This window comes from Paenibacillus sp. CAU 1782 (assembly GCF_054551715.1).
Genome location: NZ_JBTOLL010000001.1, coordinates 1,206,837 through 1,226,479 on the forward strand (window position 1 = coordinate 1,206,837; position 19,643 = coordinate 1,226,479).

The window sequence follows — 19,643 nt, forward strand, 5'->3', positions numbered from 1 at the left end:
GCCGCAAAAAAAGAGCAGCAGGGAATTGTTGTCCCTGCTGCTCTTTCAATTAAAGGCCTTTAACCAGTTCCTGAATCATCAGGAAAGAATTTTCCGAGGCTTGTAAAGTAAACTCCGCAAAGTTGACATGAGCTGAACCATCTGCCTTGTCAGACATGGAACGAATGACGACATAAGGTGTCTCGTTCATATCGCATACCTGAGCTACTGCGGCACCTTCCATTTCGGCGCAAGCTCCGCCAAAGGAACTATACAGCTCATCGACAATAGTTCGGCTGGCGATAAATTGATCGCCCGACAATACCTTGCCGACTAGGCAGCGGCCCGGGAACAGTCTGTCCCCCGCGTCCTGCGCCAGCTTAACCAGCTTTCTGTCGGCCATAAATTCCGAGCGGGCCTGGTACGGTATTTCTCCTCGCTTGAAGCCCAGGGGCGTCACATCAACGTCATGCTGGATACAGCTTGAGGAAATAACGATGTCTCCAATATTCAATACGGGATCCAACGCTCCTGCGACTCCAGTAAACAATACGCTGGTTGCTCCCGCATCCAGCATCACTTGCGTACAGACAGCCGCGTTAACTTTCCCTACACCGGATTTGCAGAAGATAACTTCCTTGCCATGAAAAAGGCCTTCGTAATACGAAATACCTGCTTTTACAAAATGCGACGCCTTTTCGACCTGCTGATGCAGCAGCTCGATTTCTTCCTCCATGGCGCCGATGATGCCGATTTTCTGAATAGACATGCTGACTAAATTCCTCCAACGGACTGACGCACAACAATTTCATGTGGCAATACCACTTTGGATTGTTCGACATTTTCTTTTTTCATTAATTTGGTCAAAAGTCGCATCGACACCGCGCCAATATCATACATTGGCTGTGCAACGGCCGTCAGCTGAGGGCGAACCATCGAAGCCATGCGGCTGTTGTCCACGCTAATGATGGAGATATCGCCCGGCACTTGAAGACCGGAATCCTGAATGCAATGAATGGCGCCAATCGCCATCTCGTCCGTAGCGGAGAAAACCGCAGTGGGGCGTTGAGGCAGCTCGATAAAATATTTCATCGCCTCTACGCCGGATTCATAACGATAGTTGCCGATTCGAACCAGGCTTTCGTCATACGAAATACCTGCGGATTCCAACGCGCGTTTGTAGCCTTGGAATCTGGCATAACCATTGGAAGGATCCTGAAGCGTACCGCTAATCATCGCAATTTTGGAATGACCCTGGCTAATTAGCTTCATCACGGCGTCATAAGCAGCTTCCTCATGGTTAATATCCACGGAAGGAATAACATTATGATCGTCGCTTGTTGCGCAAAGAACGATAGGAACATTGGCGCTTTTGAACGCTCCAACATGATCCTCCGTCACCGCTCCGCCCATAAACAGCAGACCGTCTACCTGCTTTTCCAGCAGCGTATTGATGACGCGGATTTCCTTGTCCTTTTTCTTGTCGGCGTTGCACAAAATAATATTATAGTGATACATATTGGCGATATCTTCTATGCCACGCGCAACTTCCGCGAAAATAGCGTTGGAAATGTCGGGAATAACGACGCCAACCGTCGTGGTTTTTTTGCTCGCGAGACCGCGGGCAACCGCATTGGGGCGATAACCGAGACGCTCGATTGCTTCATAAACCTTTTTTCGGGTAGCCGGTTTCACATTGGGGTTGTTGTTGACGACCCGGGAAACCGTAGCCATGGATACACCTGCTTCTCTTGCTACATCATAAATTGTTACCGTCACGGATTCTCTCCCCATTTGCTCAGATTTTTAATCTATCGCTCGACGCATAATAACGTAATCATACGACAAAATATTACTTTTCGCAATGTTACCTTGAAAATGGAATGAAAACGGCGCCTGTGAGAATGATCCTAAACTTCATATGAAGGTTAATCATGAGTAGAGGAATGCCTATGTATGTAGCTTGCGGCGGCTTAACTGGCCCAGCCTTTTTTTCAAATCGGCCAGCCAGGTTTCGTCATTCAGGCTTTGCGCCAGTAAGTACATATCCAGAAGAGCATTGACCCGGTGAGCGATCAATTGCTCCACGTCTTCCGGTTCGGGCCTGCTTTTGTTCACCTTGGCCTCCACTAACAAATCTGCCCATTCATTGCATTCGTTAAACAGGAAGGTTTGTTTGTCGGGCTCCGAGCCAAGTCCTGCAATCAGTCCCGTCAGATCCGGTTTTACCTCAGGTATGACTTCGCTTCTGCTGCAAGCCGCGCAGGAGAAAATCGGTACATTATCAATTTCAACTTTGCCGGAATAAATGACTGTACGCAACTTCATGGTCATCATTTCTCCGCAATTGCATTTTTTCCGCAAATGGGTCCACTCCTTCTCATAGCGCGTCAACGCTATACATCCTTGCACTAGCATAATGAGATTGAGTAAAATATTCGACCTTTTTTGCCAAAACTCCTGCTTGTCTGACGTATGTAATTTTTGCTACAAATGAGTGTTCAAAAAACCGCTTTACTCCCCCGTCCATCGTCTCCATCTCCGCCTTGCAAAAGGAATGGATACAACGATGCACCAGATCGCAGCCCCGATCATGTCGTTTCGCACATCGGCCGCGTCCATCATCCGCCCGCCTACAAACTGCTGATGGTATTCGTCCGTCACCCCGTAGAGTCCGCAAAGCAAAATAATCAGCAGCTTAAACAGGAACCGTTCGCTGCGCTTGCCGAAACCATAGTCGAAAGCTGCGGCCAAAATAAAATAAGACACAAAATGGCCCCAATTAAAATCCGTCATGCGGGGAAAAAACGTTTGGAAAAACGGCAGCACACTGCCGATTTCGTCTCCCGTCTTGGAGGACAGCCAATAGATGACGCCCATCCAGATGAGGGCGGGAATAAATCTTGCCGCTCGACGGAGCCAATCTCCGCTTGCGGCTTTGTGGATTTGCTTCATGATTGCTCCTTCGTTACAATAGTTTTGTATCGCTATTCTACTTAAAAACGTAAAGGAGGAATTCGGAACATGACGTTGCAGAACAAAACCGTCATCTGCCTGCTGGATGATGAATTTGAGGATCTGGAGCTGTGGTATCCCGTATACCGGGTCAGAGAAGCCGGAGCAACCGTATTGTATGCAGGGCCGCAAAAGGGGAAAACCCACATCGGCAAATATGGCGTGCCCGCCGTTGCCGACCTGTCCTTCGACGAAGTCGCAAGCAGCGATATCCATGGGCTTCTGGTTCCGGGAGGCTGGGCGCCGGACAAGCTGCGGCGTTATCCCAAAGTGCTTCAGCTTGTTCAGGAGTTGAATGCGCAGGATAAGCCGATTGGCCAAATTTGCCATGCGGGCTGGGTCTTGATTTCCGCCAAAATTTTGGAGGGCAGGAAGGTCACTTCTACGCCTGGCATCCGTGATGATATGGAAAATGCCGGGGCAACCTGGTACGACGAAGCGGTTGTAGTTGACGGCAATCTGATTTCAGCTCGCCGTCCGCCCGATCTGCCGCCTTATGCCAAAGCGTTTGTTGATGCGCTGGAGCAGCGAATGGGTTAACCATTCGCTGTTTTTTTATCCAGCTTATCCATGAATGACTGAAGCGCCGCAATCAGCTCGCGGCTGGTTCGGCAGCCCTGAAGCTTGTCGGCAACTCCGCTGCAAGCCTCGCGCTCAGTCAGCAGCACTCTCTCCTTCATCGGCAGGATGGAATGAGCCGACATGCTCAGCCCGTCCACATCCAGACTGAGCCATAACGGCAAAGCCCGCAAATCGCCGGCCAATTCGCCGCAAACGCCAACCCGAATGCCCTGCGCCTTCGCAGCTTCCACCGTCAGCTTCAGCATCCGAAGCAAGGCGGGGTGAAACGGCTCGTACAGATGGGAGATTTCCTCGTTCATCCGGTCTACCGCAAGCGTAAACTGGACCAGATCATTTGTGCCGATGCTGAAAAAATCAACCTCGCATGCCAACAGGTCCGCAATCATGACCGCAGCCGGAACTTCAATCATGATCCCGACCTCGATATCCCGGTCATAATCCAGCCCTTCCGCATCCAGCTCGCTTTTTGCTTCGGCCAACACTTCGTTGGCGGCCCGAACCTCGTCCACCGACGTAATGAGCGGGTACATCAACTTGATATTTCCGTATGCGCTCGCCCGCAAAATCGCGCGAAGCTGCGTCTTGAATAAATCTTTGCGATCCAGCGAAATTCGGATGGCTCGGTATCCCATAAAAGGGTTATCTTCTTCCGGATGTTCAAAATAGTCCAGATGTTTGTCGCCGCCAATATCCAGCGTGCGGATAACCAAATTTTCGCCGCCAAGCTTCTCCGCAACGCTGCGGTACACAGCCAGCTGCTCCTCTTCCTTCGGAAACCGGTTGCGGTCCATATACAGAAATTCCGTTCGGAACAAGCCCACGCCCGCTGCGCCTCCAGACAAAGCGATATCGAGCTCCTTCAGCGAGCTGATGTTGGCGTCCAGCCTCAGCGCCTTGCCGTCCGGCGTCACCGACGGGGTGTTTACCAAATGCTGCAGTCTGCGTTTGTCTTCGCTCTGCCGTTGCTGCAGCTGCCTGTAAAAGGCAACGGTATCTTTGTCGGGATGGATATAGACCGAACCGTCGGTTCCATTGATGACTAATGACTGTCCCGTAGTTATCGGCTCCTTTAAGGCGGCTTCCACGCCAACAACCAGCGGAATGCCAAGCGCGCGCGCCATGATGGAAGTATGGGAGGTTGTGCTGCCCGCAAGGGTCACAATACCTAATACATGGTCGGAATTTGTGTTGACCAGTTGGGAAGGAGACAACTCCTTGGCGATCAGGATAAATGGCTGCGTATCCGACGGAAGCTTGATTTCGGGAACGCCCAGCAGATGCTTGAGCAGCCGGTTGCCAACATCCTTGATATCCAGAGCTCGCTCCTTCATATAGTCGTCGTCAAGCAAATCAAACATGGTCACGAAATGGTCGATGGCTTCCTTAACCGCTACTTCGGCCGCTTTGTATTGACGCTGAATAATGCCTTGAATTTCGTTCATGAAAACAGGATCGTCCAAAATGGCGATGTGAGCGTCGAAGATATGGGATTCTTCCCGGCCAACCACTTCGCACAGTTCATCTCTAATCTGCTGAATTTCGTGTTTGGACGTTCGGATCCCCTCGTAGACCCGTTCGAACTCTCTGGCAAAATCCGCCACGTCGATTCGCTGCTCAGGCACCTCCCATTCCCAGTTCGGCAGCACAAACGCCTTGCCGATCGCTATACCCGGCGAAGCTCCAATTCCTGTAATCATTGCCTTTCCCCTCCACCATTTCTCTCTTTAAGTACAACCGACATGACTGAGGACTGTCCCTTCTTGACCGCTTTAAACGGCGCATACCGCCAGGACTGTACCATATCGGGATTTGTAATGACCATAGGCGTAGCAAGCGATTTGCTTTCTTTGCGAATTCGCTGCAAGTTAAAGCGCACAAGCAGCATGCCGGGCGTAACCTCGTCGCCTTCACCGACCAACGCCTCGAAATACCCTTTGCCAGCCAGACCGGACGTATCGATTCCGATATGCAGCAGCACCTCGAGCCCTTCCGGCGTTCGGATGCCAAGCGCATGCATCGTAGGATAAATATGAATAACCGTCCCTTTTACCGGAGAAACCAGTTCTCCCTTATCCGGCAGGAAAGCAACGCCTTGCCCCACCAGCTTGCCCGAAAAAATAGGATCCGGCACTTCCTCCAGCGGAATCATGCGGCCTTGCATCGGCGAGTGGAACAACACCTGCTCCTGATCGCGCTGAATCGCCTTCAGCATCTCCGCCCGTATCAATTCAGAATAGGTGCCGAAAACAACCTGTACATGGCCCCCGCCCAGTTGTATAACGCCAGCCGCTCCCAAGCTGCGCAAGGCGTTAATATCCAGCACGCGCTCATTGGCCAGCTTTAGTCTGAGACGGGTGATACAGGACTCCATCTGCACAATATTTTGCTTGCCACCGATTGCCTGAAGAATAAGCGGAGCACGGTAAGGGATGTCGCCCGCCCATTCATCCAGCTGCGAACCCTCCTCGCGCCCGGGCGTCGGGATACGGAATCTTCGGATCGCCCATCGAAACAACGTGTAATAAAACACGCTGACAACAATGCCGATCGGGATGATCAACCACCCGCGTGTCGCCAAATGCTGATTCAGCAAATAATCAATCGCGCCGGCGGAAAACGAAAAACCATGCAGTATGCCAAGTTCGTAGGTCACCCACATAATGATGCCCGACAAGATGGCATGCACGATGTACAAGTATGGCGCAACAAACAGGAATGCAAACTCTACCGGTTCTGTGACTCCAGTCAAAAAGGAAGCCAACGCAGCATAAAGAAACGTTTTGCGGATTTTGGGCTTTAAATCTTCCCGCGCTTCATGGATAATGGCAAACGCAATGGCAGGCAACGCAAACATCATTGTGGGATATAATCCCGCCATATAGGAGCCCGCCGTAGGATCGCCGGCAAAAAAACGAGGCAAATCGCCATAAACGATATTTCCCGCCGCCGTCTCGTATCCCCCGATCTGGAACCAGAAAACGTGGCTTACCAAATGATGCAGCCCAAAAATAACGAGAATTCTCTGGATAAAGCCAAATAAAAAAACGCCAAAGCCGCCGCTTTCCGCGGTCAACTCGCCAAGCCGTATGAGCAAATGCTCCAGATGGGGAGCAAAATTAATCATGCCGATCGCAAACAGCAGCGACACAAAGCTCATAAATAGCGGGACAAAACGCGGTCCGCCAAAAAATTGGATGTATTCCGGCAGCCTTAAATCCTTAAACCGTTCGTGGCTCATGCCTGACGCGATCCCGATAATGGCGCCGATTAATACCGTGATTTCGATGTCGGGATTGGCCGAACTTGTAATGCCGCTGTAAATAAACATGCTTACGAGCGAAGCCAACCCTGCGGAAAGGGCATTTCCCGTCATGCCCAGGGCTATCCCTACTGCAAATATATACGGCAAATACAAAAATATAACATCGCTTGCTGCTTTCAGATGCTGGGACATGCCGGGTAAACCTATGTAATCCCACGGCAGTTGGCTAAGGCTGAGAAACACCGCGGCCGCCGGTAGCACAATCATTGGCAGCATAAACGCCCGGCCCAACTGCTGCAGGTTTCCCATAAATGACATAATGGACCTCCTACCAGGGACAAAATGGATAAAAAGCAAATGACAAGACAGAAAGCGCTCCCTTTTTTCTCTATCTCGATGTTACGCGCTCCGTTGCCTTTTGTCAAAACTCTTTTGCATCTAAAAACAGACATTAAAAAGCGGGCCGGCGGCCCGCTCTGTTGATGATTCTTTTGCTGACAGGCTGGAGCAGTTTAAAAAAAACGGCTTGTTATCGGCTGCCGCCTTGATATCCGCCTTGGCTGTTGTTTTGCCAGCCGCCAAAATGGGCGATAACCGGACCCGCTTGCTCATAAGCATGAGTCGCTTGATAGACCGGGCTTAATGGCGTTTGGGAATGCGCGGGCGTGCCGAAGTTTTGGGAAGCATTCATGTTGCCGTAATTCTGGCCTGCAAACGGCGCATGGGCTTGCTGCTGGTAACCAAAGTTAGATGGCTGGTACAGTGAATGCTGGCCACCGTACTGTTGCTGTGTGCCGGCTTGATAGCCGACATGGGCGATGACCGGTCCTACATTGCCAAATGCCGTTGCCGGCGAGCTTGCATGGCTCTGTACCTGCCCATGCGACGTGTACGATTGGTTCGGAACAGCCGATTGCGTAAACGTACGGGAAATAGGCGCGGCTTGCCCCATGCTGCCGAAGTTTCCGGATTGCATGCCGGAATAACCGCCTTGCGGTCTTCCTACAATCGAGCTTGACTGTTGATTAAACGTCGGTTGGCTTAGCTGCCCCTGATAATGGGATTGCACGTAGCCGCTTGGCTCGTATTGCTGCTGTTGCTGGAAGCCTTGTCCTTGGTACGTTGTCGACTGCTGCGAAAATTGATTCACGTAAAGTCCTCCTTGGCCTAAGCTAGGGTCTTCCGACTGGAAGCCTTTCTTATTGTGCTGGAGAACCGCTAATTTTATTACCGTCAGGTTTTGGATTTTCCATGTGGCAGCAAAATGGAGTCTTCCACTTTAATGCAGCGGTCCATAATTACCCGCACACCGCCTGCCTCGCCAATCGCAGCAGCATCCTCATGCTGCACGCCGAGTTGAAGCCAAAGCGTTTTAGCGCCGATGGCTACGGCTTCCTCCGCCACGGGAGGCGTATGCTCGCTGCGTCTAAATACATTAACGATATCTACCGGAACGGGCACGTCTTTGAGCGACTTATAGCTCTTTTGCCCCAGGATGGTTTCGGCGTTGGGATTAACTGGAATAATGGTGTATCCCTTCTGAATCATAGCTTCCGAAACCATATAGGAGACCCTCTCCGGATTATCCGATAAACCTACAACCGCAATGGTTTGACTTTCGTTCAATATTTCGCGGATTTCATCGCGTGAAGGATTCTGGAATGCCATCGCTAACACCTCGTTTCCAAATGTGTGTTACTCTGCCTGTCCGGATTCCACCCATTCCACCTGCGCGCCAAGCGCCTTCAAATGGTCAAAATAAATCGGATAAGACTTGGCTACATGGTGAGCATCGCGAATGGTGATCGGCTTTTTGGAACGGAGACCTACAATCGTAAGCGCCATAATAACACGATGATCGTAATGCGCATTGATTTCTACTCCGCCTTCCACGCCTTCCGGTCGGCCATGAACGATAATTTCGCTTTGGCGTTCTTCTACAGAAGCCCCCGCCTTGCGAAGCTCGTTCAAATAATCGGTGATGCGGTCGCATTCCTTATAGCGCAGATTTTCGACGTTATAGAATCGGGAAGTCCCCTCCGCAAACACAGCAGCCGCAACCATGGCAAGCACCGCGTCTGTCGCGTGGTCTCCGTCGAATTCCACCGCTTTCAATTTCCCGTTGCCTTTAATGGTAACGATATCGTTAGTGTGGCTCAGCGGCACCTCCATCATGCGAAGCACGTCAACGACGGCGCGTTCGCCTTGCTTGCTGTTTTCCACCAAGCGATGTACGGTTACATCGGATTCAGTCACGGCAGCGGCAGCCAGAATAGCCGCGGAACCGGGATAATCCCCTTGCACGGAATACGTTTTGGCAGCGTAGCTTTGTTTGCCTGGAACGCGGAAACGCATATAGTCCTCGTCAGCATGAATAACGATGCCCGCTTGCTCCAGCACTTCCAGCGTTTGACCAACAACCACCTTGGATTTTAGGTCATGCAATACTTCAATTTCGCTGTCTTCCTCCAGAAGCGGTGTCAAGAAGAGCAAAGCGCTTAAAAATTGGGAGCTGATATTGCCGGATACTTTGATATGTCCGCCCTTGGGCGCGCCGCCCTTAATGTTGATGGGAAGTTTGCCTTCTCTATGTTCAATGGAAACGCCCATGCTTTCAAGCGATTGAATGAGATCGTCATGCGGGCGCTTTCCAAGCGATTCGGGGTATCGATTAATAAAGGTAATGTCCGGACATAAGCTTGCAATCGCCATCAAAAAGCGAAGTACAGCTCCGGCATTGCCCACGTCGAGTTCTTTCACGGGTTTGGGGTTTCGTCCAAAACCGGTGATGACGATTTTTTCGTCATCCTCTTCTACGATTGCGCCAAGATCACGGATACAACGACGCATGGCGTCACTGTCCTCGCTATGAGCCGGATAATAAATTGTGCTTGTGCCTTCCGCTAATGCGGCCACGAGCAAATAACGGGTCGTATAGTTTTTGGAGGAAAGCGCCTGCAGCTCTCCCTGAAGCTTGGGTGTCGGCGTTACGATAACATCCATGATGGGCGATATCTCCTTTATTTACGTGTTAGATTAGGGTATTTCTCCAGTAAAGCCTTCATAATAAGCTCTGCAACTTCTTCAGTCGATAAAGCCGTGGTGTCAAGATTTAAGTGGGCAAAATCATATGCGTTCCTGCGTTGCTGCATCAGCGTGCGAACGCGCGTTTCAACATCGCCCTGAAGCAGCGGACGTCCTTTATCTCCCATGACTCTGGAGACAATGGTTTCCGGTTCGGCCGTGAGCGCCACCACAAATCCGTTCTGCAGCATAGCCTGACAATTAAGCTCGCGCAGCACGGCACCTCCGCCGGTAGCAATTACAGCGGGTTCAGCATCCAGTAGAAGCCGCTTCAGTGTCCGCGTCTCCATATCCCGGAACACCTCTTCCCCATCGCTCCCAAAGATATCAGCGATACTTCGGCCCTCGGCCGCAACGATTTCTTCGTCCGCGTCCCTCCGGCTCCAGCCAAGCCGCTCGCTAAGCAAGCTGCAAACGCTGGATTTGCCTGTTCCCATAAATCCGACGAGCACCAGCTTGTTTGTTGCTGTGGATTCCATATGGTTCATCCTTTGCCTGTGAGAGGTTGTCTGCATCTCTCACATCATATCATTTTTTTGCTAGCACGGGGTATAAAAAAGCGGATTAAGCCGTATGGTGAATAATGAGTCTGTTTATTCCATTTCTTTCAGGAGTGATGTCGATATGACGGGCGATGCCGCCTACCGTTCAGCCGATTCCGTGGAACGGCGCATCCGTACAATTCTGGATGCCGGGCACCCTCTTTGCCGCGAGGACGTGGTATGGATGCTTGGTTACATCAAAAAAAAGGTGGCTGACGTAGACCCAGCTATGCTGAATCTGTCGCAGCCACGCTTGTTGCTTAACTTTCTTGCTTTCGCCGAAGCCTCCATGGCGCTGATCGAGCGTAGACATTACTCCGATCAGGAAGCCGGAAGGCTTCGGCGTTGGCTGTCGGAGGCCTCATACGGGCTGACCTCCGAAAAAAGGGATTAGGACTGCAGCCAGTTGAAGTGGAAGGAACCTTCCTTGTCAACGCGCTTGAACGTATGAGCGCCGAAGTAGTCGCGCTGCGCCTGAAGCAGGTTGGCAGGCAGACGCTCGGTGCGGTAGCTGTCGAAATAAGCCAGCGCGCTGGAGAATGCAGGAACAGGTACTCCGCATCCTACTGCAGCCGATACAACTTCACGCCATGCGCCTTGGTACGATTGCACGATATCCTTGAAGTAAGGATCCAGCAGAAGGTTGCGCAATTCAGGATCACGGTCATATGCGTCCTTGATGTTTTGCAGGAAGCGGGCGCGGATAATGCAGCCGCCGCGGAAAATCATCGCGATGTCGCCGTAGCGCAGATCCCAGCCGTACTCTTCCGATGCGGCGCGCATTTGTGCGAAGCCTTGGGCGTAGGAGCAGATTTTGCTGGCGAACAGCGCTTTGCGAACGGCTTCGATAAAGGCTGCTTTGTCGCCTTGGAACGGAGCTTTTTGCGGGCCGCTCAGCACTTTGCTTGCCGCTACGCGCTCTTCCTTCATTGCGGACAGGAAGCGGGTAAATACGGATTCCGTGATGATGGAAAGCGGAACGCCGAGATCCAATGCGCTTTGGCTTGTCCATTTGCCTGTACCTTTTTGTCCCGCAGAGTCCAAAATAACGTCCACCATCGGTTTGCCGGTTTCAGGATCGTATTTCGCGAAAATATCGCGCGTAATTTCGATCAGGTAGCTGTCAAGCTCCCCTTTATTCCACTCCGTAAAGATTTCATGAAGCTCTTCCACGCCCAGACCCAGCACGTTTTGGAGCAAGTCGTAAGCTTCGCAGATCAGCTGCATGTCGCCGTATTCGATACCGTTGTGGACCATTTTGACATAATGGCCAGCGCCGTCCGGACCGATGTACGTACAGCAAGCGTCTTCGCCAACCTTTGCGGAAATCGCCGTCAGAATCGGCTCAACAAGCTCATAAGCAGATTTTTGTCCGCCTGGCATGATGGACGGGCCTTTCAGCGCGCCTTCTTCGCCGCCGGATACGCCTGTGCCGATAAAGCGGAAGCCTTTGGCTTCAAGCTCTTTGCTGCGGCGCTGCGTGTCAGGGAAATAAGCGTTGCCGCCATCGATAATGATATCGCCTTGGTCCAGGAACGGCACCAGGGAATCGATTGTAGCGTCAGTGCCTGCGCCGGCTTGAACCATGATCAAAATTTTGCGCGGCGTTTCAAGGGATTGTACAAACTCTTCAATTGTATACGTAGGCACCAGGTTTTTGCCTGCTGCTTCCTTTACCAGATCATCCGTTTTTTCGCGGGAGCGGTTGTATACCGATACCGTAAAACCTCTGCTTTCGATATTAAGGGCAAGGTTTTTACCCATTACAGCCAGACCGATTACACCGATTTGTTGTTTTGACATCAGGTTTTTCCATCCTTCATCTTTATTTTTAGGTCGCCAATGTCTTTATTCTACTCTTTTTATGCCGATATGAAAACCGTCTGCCTCGAAAAATGTCATTTTGAAGCCATCAAATTTATTGAAGTCAAGCCTCAGTTTTACTTATGAACCCGATCTTTCGGGACAAAGCCCGGCATTTTCCCTTTTTTTGTTTGGCCGCTCCGGACGCCGCTTGCTATAATGAGTGAATTGCCGGCTCAGCTTTCCCGCTGAACAGACTGGCTTATGCGCAATGGAGGATGCTGGAATGTCAAAAGGACTTGGATATGCACTGCTCGCCTATTTGGCATGGGGGTTTTTGCCCCTTTACTGGAAGGCGCTTGACCATGTGCCTGCATGGGAAATATTAGGACACCGGGTACTCTGGTCGGCGGTTTTTGTTGCGGTGCTGTTGGTCGCGTCCAGAAAAATCCGGGCTTTTCGAACGGCGCTGCGGAATAAGAAAGCTGTATACCTGGTTATTGCCTCCTCGCTGCTCATCAGCTGCAACTGGCTTGTTTTCATTTGGGCCGTTAATAACGGACATATGGTGGAAAGCAGCCTTGGCTACTATATGAATCCCCTGCTAAACGTGTTGCTTGGCGTGCTTTTCCTCAGGGAAAGACTGCATGCCGGACAATGGGTTGCGATTGGCCTTGCCCTGACGGGCGTTGTCATCGTTACGGTAGAGCATGGCCGGCTGCCTTGGATTTCGCTGGTGCTGGCGGGTTCCTTTGCCCTTTACGGATTACTGAAGAAAAAGGCCGGGCTGGATTCCACCGTGGGCTTGGCCTGGGAAACAGCGTTTGTTACCCCTGTTGCTGCCGGGTATCTGCTTTATTTGCAGGGGGCTGGAATTTCCGGAACGGATACGCTGGGCACAGGCGGCTGGATTTTGCTTCTTCTGGCTGGAGCGGCTACGGTGATGCCTTTATATTGGTTCGCGCAAGCGGCAAAAACCTTGCCTCTCTCCACCATCGGCATCGTTCAATATATTGCCCCAACCATTACGCTCGTGATCGGTGTTGTGATTTACAAGGAAAGCTTCGATACCGCCCGTTTCATTAGTTTCGGCTTTATCTGGTGCGCGCTTCTCGTTTATACGATATCGTCTTACCGCTTCTCGCTGCGTGCGGCGAAGGCACACGTTTAACGGGAAGTTGGATGCAGAGTTGGCAGGTTTCTTTCAGGCCGAGCCGACGAACAAAAAAACGGTTCTTATCTCATCCTGACGGATGACTAAGAACCGTTTTTTACATTGCGGGCAGAAAACGCCGTCATCATCCTTTGCAACCTCCATGCCATACGCTGCAAGCAGCCTGTTCTCATTAAAGCTCATGTTAGCAATACCATTTTAAAGCGAGTACCCCCACGTCTTAAAGCTCCAATTGAAGCATCTCGCTGCGTAAGCCGCGGAGCTTATCCTTGGAAGCTGCAACCGCTTCCCCGTCACCGGATTCCAAAGCTTCGTGCAAAACGGACAGCTCGTAGTCCAACTCGTACCTCAGCACCAAAGCTCTTTCCTCCGCACGTTTCGATTGAAAAGCCTTGATCATTTCCTCTATAGTGACAAACGGCTTTTTCTGGTAAATAATGCGATGCTCCATGCCAGACACCTCCACAAGTCGAATAATTTCGCCGAACATAATGCTTTCAATAACGATTTGACGATCCTTGATTCGTTTGACAACTGCATGTCCGCGTGAGTCGTTGATCAGCTTTTCAAGCAGCTCCGATAGCTTCTCATCCTTAATCACATAGTCTCCCACTATACGGTACCGGCTGCCGAGACGCTGGAATTGCAGCTTTACCAGCTTTCGTCCGGTACGAATCGAAACCAGAAATTGCCCTTCGGTTTCGCTCCAGTATAAAGAGTAACCTTCCTGGATGAGCTCGCGGATCAGATTCTGGATTTGCCGGCGTTCGAACCGCAACTCCAAATTGCAATATTCGACCTCGTAGTTCTTATTCACGGCAATCCCTCCCCGGAAATTAACGGAATGTTCAGATAATTTGTTCTTACCTTTATCTTATACTTCATCTTATGTTCTGGCAACTTGGTTTATTGACTAATTTTATTGGCAGCCTGACTATAAATGCAAAGAAAGGACAAGGGATGAGGATAGTGGTCTCCCCACCCCCATTTTATCGGTTAGCTTTTCTCACGATTGAGTTTGCACGACTGATTCGCATTCCTTCTACTTATATAATAAAAGGATTAGCAGCCATTCCCGCTCCGCAACAAAATCTCTTCAGCCGCTTGCTCCCATGGAAGTTCTCGGCTCTCCCCATTGCTCTTCCATTCAATTGTGCCATGCGCAGCCCCGCGGCCTACGATCAGCCTTGCAGGTATGCCGATCAAATCCGCATCTTTTAATTTTACGCCAGGCCGCTCGTTCCGGTCGTCCACCAGCACCTCAAGGCTTCTAGAGCTTAACGCCGACGCCAATTTATCTGCCAGTTCCCATTGCTTGCCGTCAGCTGGCGCAATCACGACAATATGAACATCGTAAGGCGCGACCTGCTGCGGCCAGGCGATGCCGGTTTCGCTGCCATGCTGCTCGACCAAAGCAGCCATCAGGCGCGATACGCCAATACCGTAACAACCCATCACATAATGCGCTTGCCGCCCTTTGCGGTCAGTGAACGCCGCTCCCAGCGGAAGGCTGTATTTGACGCCTAGCTTAAAGACATGCCCCACTTCGATGCCCCGGCGAAAGACCAGTTTCCCCTGGCTGCATGTTGGACAAACCTCTCCTTCCTGGACGTTGCGGAGATCCGCGACCGATAATGGATGAAAATCAACGCCTGGCCTAACTCCGCCAAGATGCCAATCCCGCTCCCGGCCCCCGACTACGGCGGTTGCCATCGCCATTACGGCTTCATCGGCATAAATAGGAATGTTCAGTCCGATTGGCCCCGCAAACCCTTTGTCTGCTTCCGTTGCCGCTTCTGTAACATCGGTGGACGCCAACTCTATTTTCGCAGCTCCGACAGCATGCTGAAGCTTTGTTTCGTTAACCTCGTGATCGCCACGGACAAGAACCGCTATCGGCTTGCCATCCGCTTCATAAATCAGCGTTTTGATGATTTCATGTGGTCCGATGCCAAGCAGCGCGCACAATTCCGCTATAGTGGAGGCTCCGGGCGTATGAAGGCGTTGACGGGAATCGGCGATTCCGTTGACTTCGCTTGTCGTATTTGTCGCTTCGTTTTTGCTAACTGCTTCAATCAAAGGGGCGTTTGAAGAATCCTTGCCCGGCAGCCTGCCCGAAGCTTTCTCCAGATTGGCGCCGTAATTGCAGCGGGAACAGGTAACGACCGTATCTTCGCCGATATCCGCAAGCGCCATAAACTCGTGCGTTCCGCCGGCATCTCCGATTGCGCCTCCGTCGGCTTCGACTGCCAGATAATTCAGGCCAACTCTGGTGAGAATCGCCTTATACGCCTGGAACATGGCTTCATAGCAGACATCCAGCCCCTTCATATCTTCACTAAAAGAGTACGCGTCCATCATAACAAATTCGCGCCCCCTCAGAAGACCAAAACGCGGGCGCTTTTCATCGCGAAACTTGGTGCCGATCTGGTAAAGCGTCAGTGGCAATTGCTTGTACGAATCCACATCTCCGTGTACTAGCGCCGTTACCACCTCTTCATGGGTCGGGCCCAGCGCAAATTCCCGATTGCTCCTGTCCTTAACCCTCATCAGCTCCGGGCCGTAATCATCATAGCGTCCGCTTTGCCGCCAAAGATCGGACGGCTGCATCACGGGCATGGACACCTCTTGGGCACCGGCGGCATCCAATTCTTCTCTAATGATGTTCTCGAGCTTGCGCAGCACTCTTCGCCCAAGCGGCATATAGGTATATACACCGGAGGCAAGCTGGCGAATCAGTCCCCCGCGCAGAAGCAGACGATGACTGAGCGCCTCAGCTTCTGCAGGCGTTTCACGGAGGGTAGGCAATAACTGTTTGCTTTGATAATGAATCATCTCTTCACACTCCCTGCGTCCATAATGATTGAAGGCTCGTTTAAAACAGCCCAAACACAAAAAGAGCATATTCGCCAGGGACGAATATGCTCGTGGTACCACCCTGTTGCCGTACAAAAACATACCTGTGGCGGTTTCTGTACGCTTCATTGTTATAACGGAATGTTTTCATTCCGTCAGCGCTTGCTCCATGGGGAGTCGCTGCGGCTGGCAAGGCGGGAGCTACGGCGCATCTGATAAATGCCTTTCAGCGGCGGCATTCTCTCTGTATTCAGCGCATTCCATTGCTATGTCCTTGATGATAGCCTTTGGGATATTATGGTTTTTATCATTCTAGTCAGGAAGATTCATTTTGTCAAGCATGGTCTGCCTTGCGTTGCTTGAAGGATTTGCGGAAATAAAGCAATTCATACACGCAAGGAACGATAACAAGCGTAAGCAGCGTGGCGGCTACCAAACCTCCGATTACGACAACGGCTAAGCTTTGCGATACAATACTGCCGCTTTCGTGCGAACCAAACACCAGCGGAAGCATGGCGCTTATGGTCGCCAAAGCCGTCATCAAGATCGGCCGCATCCGGGTTGCCGCCGCTTCAATCAACGCAGCACGGATTGTCATGGTTTCCTCATTTTGCTTGACGCGATCGATCAATACGATCGCGTTTGTCACAACGATTCCAATCAGCATCAATGCGCCGAACATAGCTGTAAAATCTGGCGTGACGCCGGATACGATAAGCGCCGTGACCGCCCCGATCGCGGCGAGCGGCAGCGAAATCATAATAGCCAGCGGCGCCCTGAGCGTCTTGAAGGTCAAAACCATGATCAGATAAACCAGTCCGATCGATATTAAGGCGGTCATGCCCAAGTCGGCGAAATCTCCGCTTTGTTCAGCCGAAGCGCCTCCAACCGCTAAAGTAACGCCTTCCGGCACACTTAACTTTTCAATCGCTTTATCGATGCCATTTCCAGCTTGTGACAAAAGCTTGGGATCCGCGCTTGCCGTCACTCTCAGGTAAGGTTTTCCTTCTTTATGGTAATACAGGCTTGGCTCCTGGCTTCGTACCAGCTCGGCAATCGCTGTAATGGGTTCCGGCCCGTTTTCCGTAAGAACCGTCAAAGCAGCTAGGGATTGCTCGGAGTCGGCGCTCGCCGCCGGCGCAAGCATAACCGCCGTGGATTCGCCGTCCAGCTTGATGCTGCCGAGCGGAACGGGATTTAGGGCACCGTAAAGCTGCAGGGCAACTTCCTCGCCTTTGGCTTGATCCGGTTTCAGGCGGAAAGTATAGACCGTCTTCCGCTCTTCCTGGTTGCTCTCCACCTTCAGCACGCCGGAGGCCGGCGCTATCGCGGCTTTCAGATTTCCAGCCGTTTCCTCCAGCAATTGAAGATCATCGCCCATAATATCGATAAAAATTTCCGACGAACCTCCGCCCATCATGAGATCCGTTGCGTTCACCTGAAGCTCCGCCCCGGGATAATCTCCTTTTTTCGAAAGCAGCTCCTCCATATAAACTTCGGCATCCACACCGGTTCTCAAATCTGCAATATACGTAATCAAGGTTGGCGATGAGACGGAACCGTATTGAGCATTTTCGCTGCTGTTTCCAAGCCACATCATGACCCAGTCCGTATCCCCGCTCCCCATCATCTCCTGCTCCATCTTTTTGCTGGCTTCAAGCAGCTCTGGCCGAGGCGTATCGCTTGGGTATTCCAGGGACACGCTGATGTTTTCAGCGCTGGAGGAATCAAGAGCGCCCTTAGGCATATTGAGGTACAAGCCAACGGAGCCTACCAGCAAAGCGGATGCTACAGTCAGCGCTATCCATTTATGGCGCAAATTCCACGCCAGAAACGATGCGAACCGCGGTGAGCCGCCATGTTCCTTTTCTTTTGTTCCCTTGAGCAAAACAGCGCTAAGCAGCGGTACAACCGTTAAAGCAACGACCAGAGAGGACAAAAGCGAATAGGTTACCGTAAGCGCAAACGGCAGCAGAAACGCCTGCAGCGATCCCCGAAGCAGTCCCATCGGCAAAAAGACGGCAACGGTAACGATCGTGGAGGACGTTATCGCCGACGCTACTTCTCTGGTTGCCGATGTAACCAGCTCGATACAAAAAGCTTCCTTTTGCAGCCTCCGATAAATGTTTTCGATCACAACGATGCTGTCATCCACCAATCGTCCAACAGCCACCGCTACCCCGCCTAGAGTAATAATGTTGAGCGAAACGCCGGACAAATCCAGCAAATACAGTGTAATGCCAAGCGACAATGGGATCGAAACAATCGTAACGATCGTTGCTTTGAAATTTCGCATAAAAATCAGGATAACGATTGTTGCGAACAAAGCGCCAAGCAATACTTCGCGCAGCATGCTTTCCACGGAGGTTACGACCGATTCCGCAGTGCTTAGCGGCATTTTTGCCTCTATACCCAATGCATTGTCGTTCAAAGCTTCTACTTTATCGGAGATAAGACGGCCTACAGTCACCGCATTGGCATCGGCCGTCTTCGTAATGGTCATCATGACCGCGTCTTGGCCGTTCATGCGGCTGACGCTTTCCTGCTGCTGTGCCAGCCCTACGTCGGCAATCTCTCCCAGAGTAACGCCGGGAGCGACGGATAGCGACTTCAAACCTTGCAGAGAATCGATTTCCGCAAACACATTGACATTGGCGGTCTGACCGCCAATTGTCTGTTCGCCCAGCGATGAGTTGACGGACCGTCCTTGCAAGGCGCCCATCAGGATGCCGGGCGGCATTCCCGCTTTTGTCAGCTCCTCAAGCTTTGGCTCCACCTGAACAATCGGATTGCTTCGTCCGGAAACCGAGATTTGTCCCACCCCGTCCAGCTTCTTCAGCTCGGTTTCAACCTCGGCGATATGCAGCGCACGTTCATGCTGGTTCATACCATCCGGGAACGATAACGTAATCCAGGCAATCGGGATCATGGATGTATTAAGCTGTACTACAAACGGCTTCATCACATTGGAAGGAAGCGAAACGCCTGCCACCGCAGATTCCACTTCCGTTTTAGCCTCTTTCATATTTTTTTTGGAATCAAAATTCAGGCTGATTTGCGTATAGCCATCGCCTGTTGTGGAATACATGGACGTTTTTCCGCCGATAAACTGTACGGCATTCTCCAGCGGTGCGGTTACGTTTTCTTCCATCGATTTGGCGCTGCTTCCCGCTCCGATTGCAGTAATCATTACCTGGGGATTGTCCGCGGCGGGCAAAAATTCCATCGGCAATTTCAAATAGCTTAAAAATCCAAATACTAGCGACATGACTACCAAAAGGCCAATCGCTGCTTTGTTTCGGAACGACCACTCCGTCAGTTTACTCATTCTTTTTTCTTCTCCCTC

General features: G+C 51.4%; 17 protein-coding genes. 3 read left to right on the forward strand and 14 right to left on the reverse strand.

Annotated elements, in window-relative coordinates; all coding sequences use genetic code 11:
- Nucleotides 1-49 precede the first annotated feature (49 nt).
- The 4 genes from ACX93W_RS06000 to ACX93W_RS06015 all read right to left on the reverse strand — a co-directional run bounded on the left by ACX93W_RS06000 (nt 50) and on the right by ACX93W_RS06015 (nt 2,934).
- Nucleotides 50-748, reverse strand: coding sequence for a 5'-methylthioadenosine/adenosylhomocysteine nucleosidase (locus ACX93W_RS06000; protein ID WP_459391390.1), 699 nt, complete (start codon nt 746-748; stop codon nt 50-52).
- 5 nt (nt 749-753) lie between these two features.
- A complete protein-coding gene (gene ccpA, locus ACX93W_RS06005) occupies nt 754-1,758 on the reverse strand; it encodes a catabolite control protein A (RefSeq protein WP_459391391.1) in 1,005 nt (334 codons plus the stop codon).
- 171 nt (nt 1,759-1,929) lie between these two features.
- The gene (locus ACX93W_RS06010) at nt 1,930-2,307 is read right to left on the reverse strand and encodes a hypothetical protein (protein WP_459391392.1); all 378 of its coding nucleotides are present in this window, start codon (nt 2,305-2,307) and stop codon (nt 1,930-1,932) included.
- Between the two features lie 186 nt (nt 2,308-2,493).
- Nucleotides 2,494-2,934, reverse strand: a complete 441-nt coding sequence (locus tag ACX93W_RS06015; protein WP_459391393.1) for a VanZ family protein — start codon at nt 2,932-2,934, stop codon at nt 2,494-2,496.
- A gap of 69 nt (nt 2,935-3,003) precedes the next feature.
- On the opposite strand from ACX93W_RS06015, the gene ACX93W_RS06020 reads away from it, so the two are divergent.
- The gene (locus tag ACX93W_RS06020) at nt 3,004-3,534 is read left to right on the forward strand and encodes a type 1 glutamine amidotransferase domain-containing protein (RefSeq protein WP_459391394.1); all 531 of its coding nucleotides are present in this window, start codon (nt 3,004-3,006) and stop codon (nt 3,532-3,534) included.
- On the opposite strand, the gene ptsP is transcribed toward ACX93W_RS06020, so the two are convergent.
- The 6 genes from ptsP to ACX93W_RS06050 form a co-directional block, all read right to left on the reverse strand.
- The gene (gene ptsP, locus ACX93W_RS06025) at nt 3,531-5,273 is read right to left on the reverse strand and encodes a phosphoenolpyruvate--protein phosphotransferase (RefSeq protein ID WP_459391395.1); all 1,743 of its coding nucleotides are present in this window, start codon (nt 5,271-5,273) and stop codon (nt 3,531-3,533) included. The genes ACX93W_RS06020 and ptsP overlap by 4 nt on opposite strands.
- Nucleotides 5,270-7,156: a glucose PTS transporter subunit IIA gene (locus ACX93W_RS06030; RefSeq protein WP_459391396.1), complete on the reverse strand. Its 1,887-nt coding sequence runs from the start codon at nt 7,154-7,156 to the stop codon at nt 5,270-5,272. The genes ptsP and ACX93W_RS06030 overlap by 4 nt, the downstream gene beginning before the upstream one ends.
- Before the next feature lie 211 nt (nt 7,157-7,367).
- Nucleotides 7,368-7,988, reverse strand: coding sequence for a hypothetical protein (locus ACX93W_RS06035; protein WP_459391397.1), 621 nt, complete (start codon nt 7,986-7,988; stop codon nt 7,368-7,370).
- An 83-nt stretch (nt 7,989-8,071) separates the two neighbouring features.
- The gene (locus ACX93W_RS06040; protein ID WP_459391398.1) at nt 8,072-8,506 is read right to left on the reverse strand and encodes a CoA-binding protein; all 435 of its coding nucleotides are present in this window, start codon (nt 8,504-8,506) and stop codon (nt 8,072-8,074) included.
- A gap of 27 nt (nt 8,507-8,533) precedes the next feature.
- Complete coding sequence (gene aroA, locus ACX93W_RS06045; RefSeq protein WP_459391399.1) at nt 8,534-9,841, reverse strand: 3-phosphoshikimate 1-carboxyvinyltransferase; 1,308 nt, start codon at nt 9,839-9,841, stop codon at nt 8,534-8,536.
- A 17-nt stretch (nt 9,842-9,858) separates the two neighbouring features.
- A complete protein-coding gene (locus ACX93W_RS06050; protein WP_459391400.1) occupies nt 9,859-10,401 on the reverse strand; it encodes a shikimate kinase in 543 nt (180 codons plus the stop codon).
- Between the two features lie 145 nt (nt 10,402-10,546).
- Here ACX93W_RS06050 and ACX93W_RS06055 point away from each other — a divergent pair, with 145 nt between their 5' ends.
- On the forward strand, nt 10,547-10,858 hold the full coding sequence (locus ACX93W_RS06055; protein WP_459391401.1) for a hypothetical protein: 312 nt from the start codon (nt 10,547-10,549) through the stop codon (nt 10,856-10,858).
- On the opposite strand, the gene gndA is transcribed toward ACX93W_RS06055, so the two are convergent.
- Nucleotides 10,855-12,267, reverse strand: coding sequence for an NADP-dependent phosphogluconate dehydrogenase (gndA, locus tag ACX93W_RS06060; protein WP_459391402.1), 1,413 nt, complete (start codon nt 12,265-12,267; stop codon nt 10,855-10,857). The two genes, ACX93W_RS06055 and gndA, sit on opposite strands and share 4 nt — an antisense overlap.
- Nucleotides 12,268-12,553: 286 nt before the next feature.
- On the opposite strand from gndA, the gene rarD reads away from it, so the two are divergent.
- A complete protein-coding gene (gene rarD / locus ACX93W_RS06065; protein WP_459391403.1) occupies nt 12,554-13,438 on the forward strand; it encodes an EamA family transporter RarD in 885 nt (294 codons plus the stop codon).
- 223 nt (nt 13,439-13,661) lie between these two features.
- On the opposite strand, the gene ACX93W_RS06070 is transcribed toward rarD, so the two are convergent.
- The 3 genes from ACX93W_RS06070 to ACX93W_RS06080 form a co-directional block, all read right to left on the reverse strand.
- Complete coding sequence (locus ACX93W_RS06070; RefSeq protein ID WP_459391404.1) at nt 13,662-14,258, reverse strand: hypothetical protein; 597 nt, start codon at nt 14,256-14,258, stop codon at nt 13,662-13,664.
- A gap of 245 nt (nt 14,259-14,503) precedes the next feature.
- On the reverse strand, nt 14,504-16,276 hold the full coding sequence (locus tag ACX93W_RS06075) for a proline--tRNA ligase (protein WP_459391405.1): 1,773 nt from the start codon (nt 16,274-16,276) through the stop codon (nt 14,504-14,506).
- A 355-nt stretch (nt 16,277-16,631) separates the two neighbouring features.
- Nucleotides 16,632-19,625 (reverse strand): efflux RND transporter permease subunit, encoded by a 2,994-nt coding sequence (locus ACX93W_RS06080; RefSeq protein WP_459391406.1) that lies wholly within the window; start codon nt 19,623-19,625, stop codon nt 16,632-16,634.
- Between the last annotated feature and the right edge of the window lie 18 nt (nt 19,626-19,643).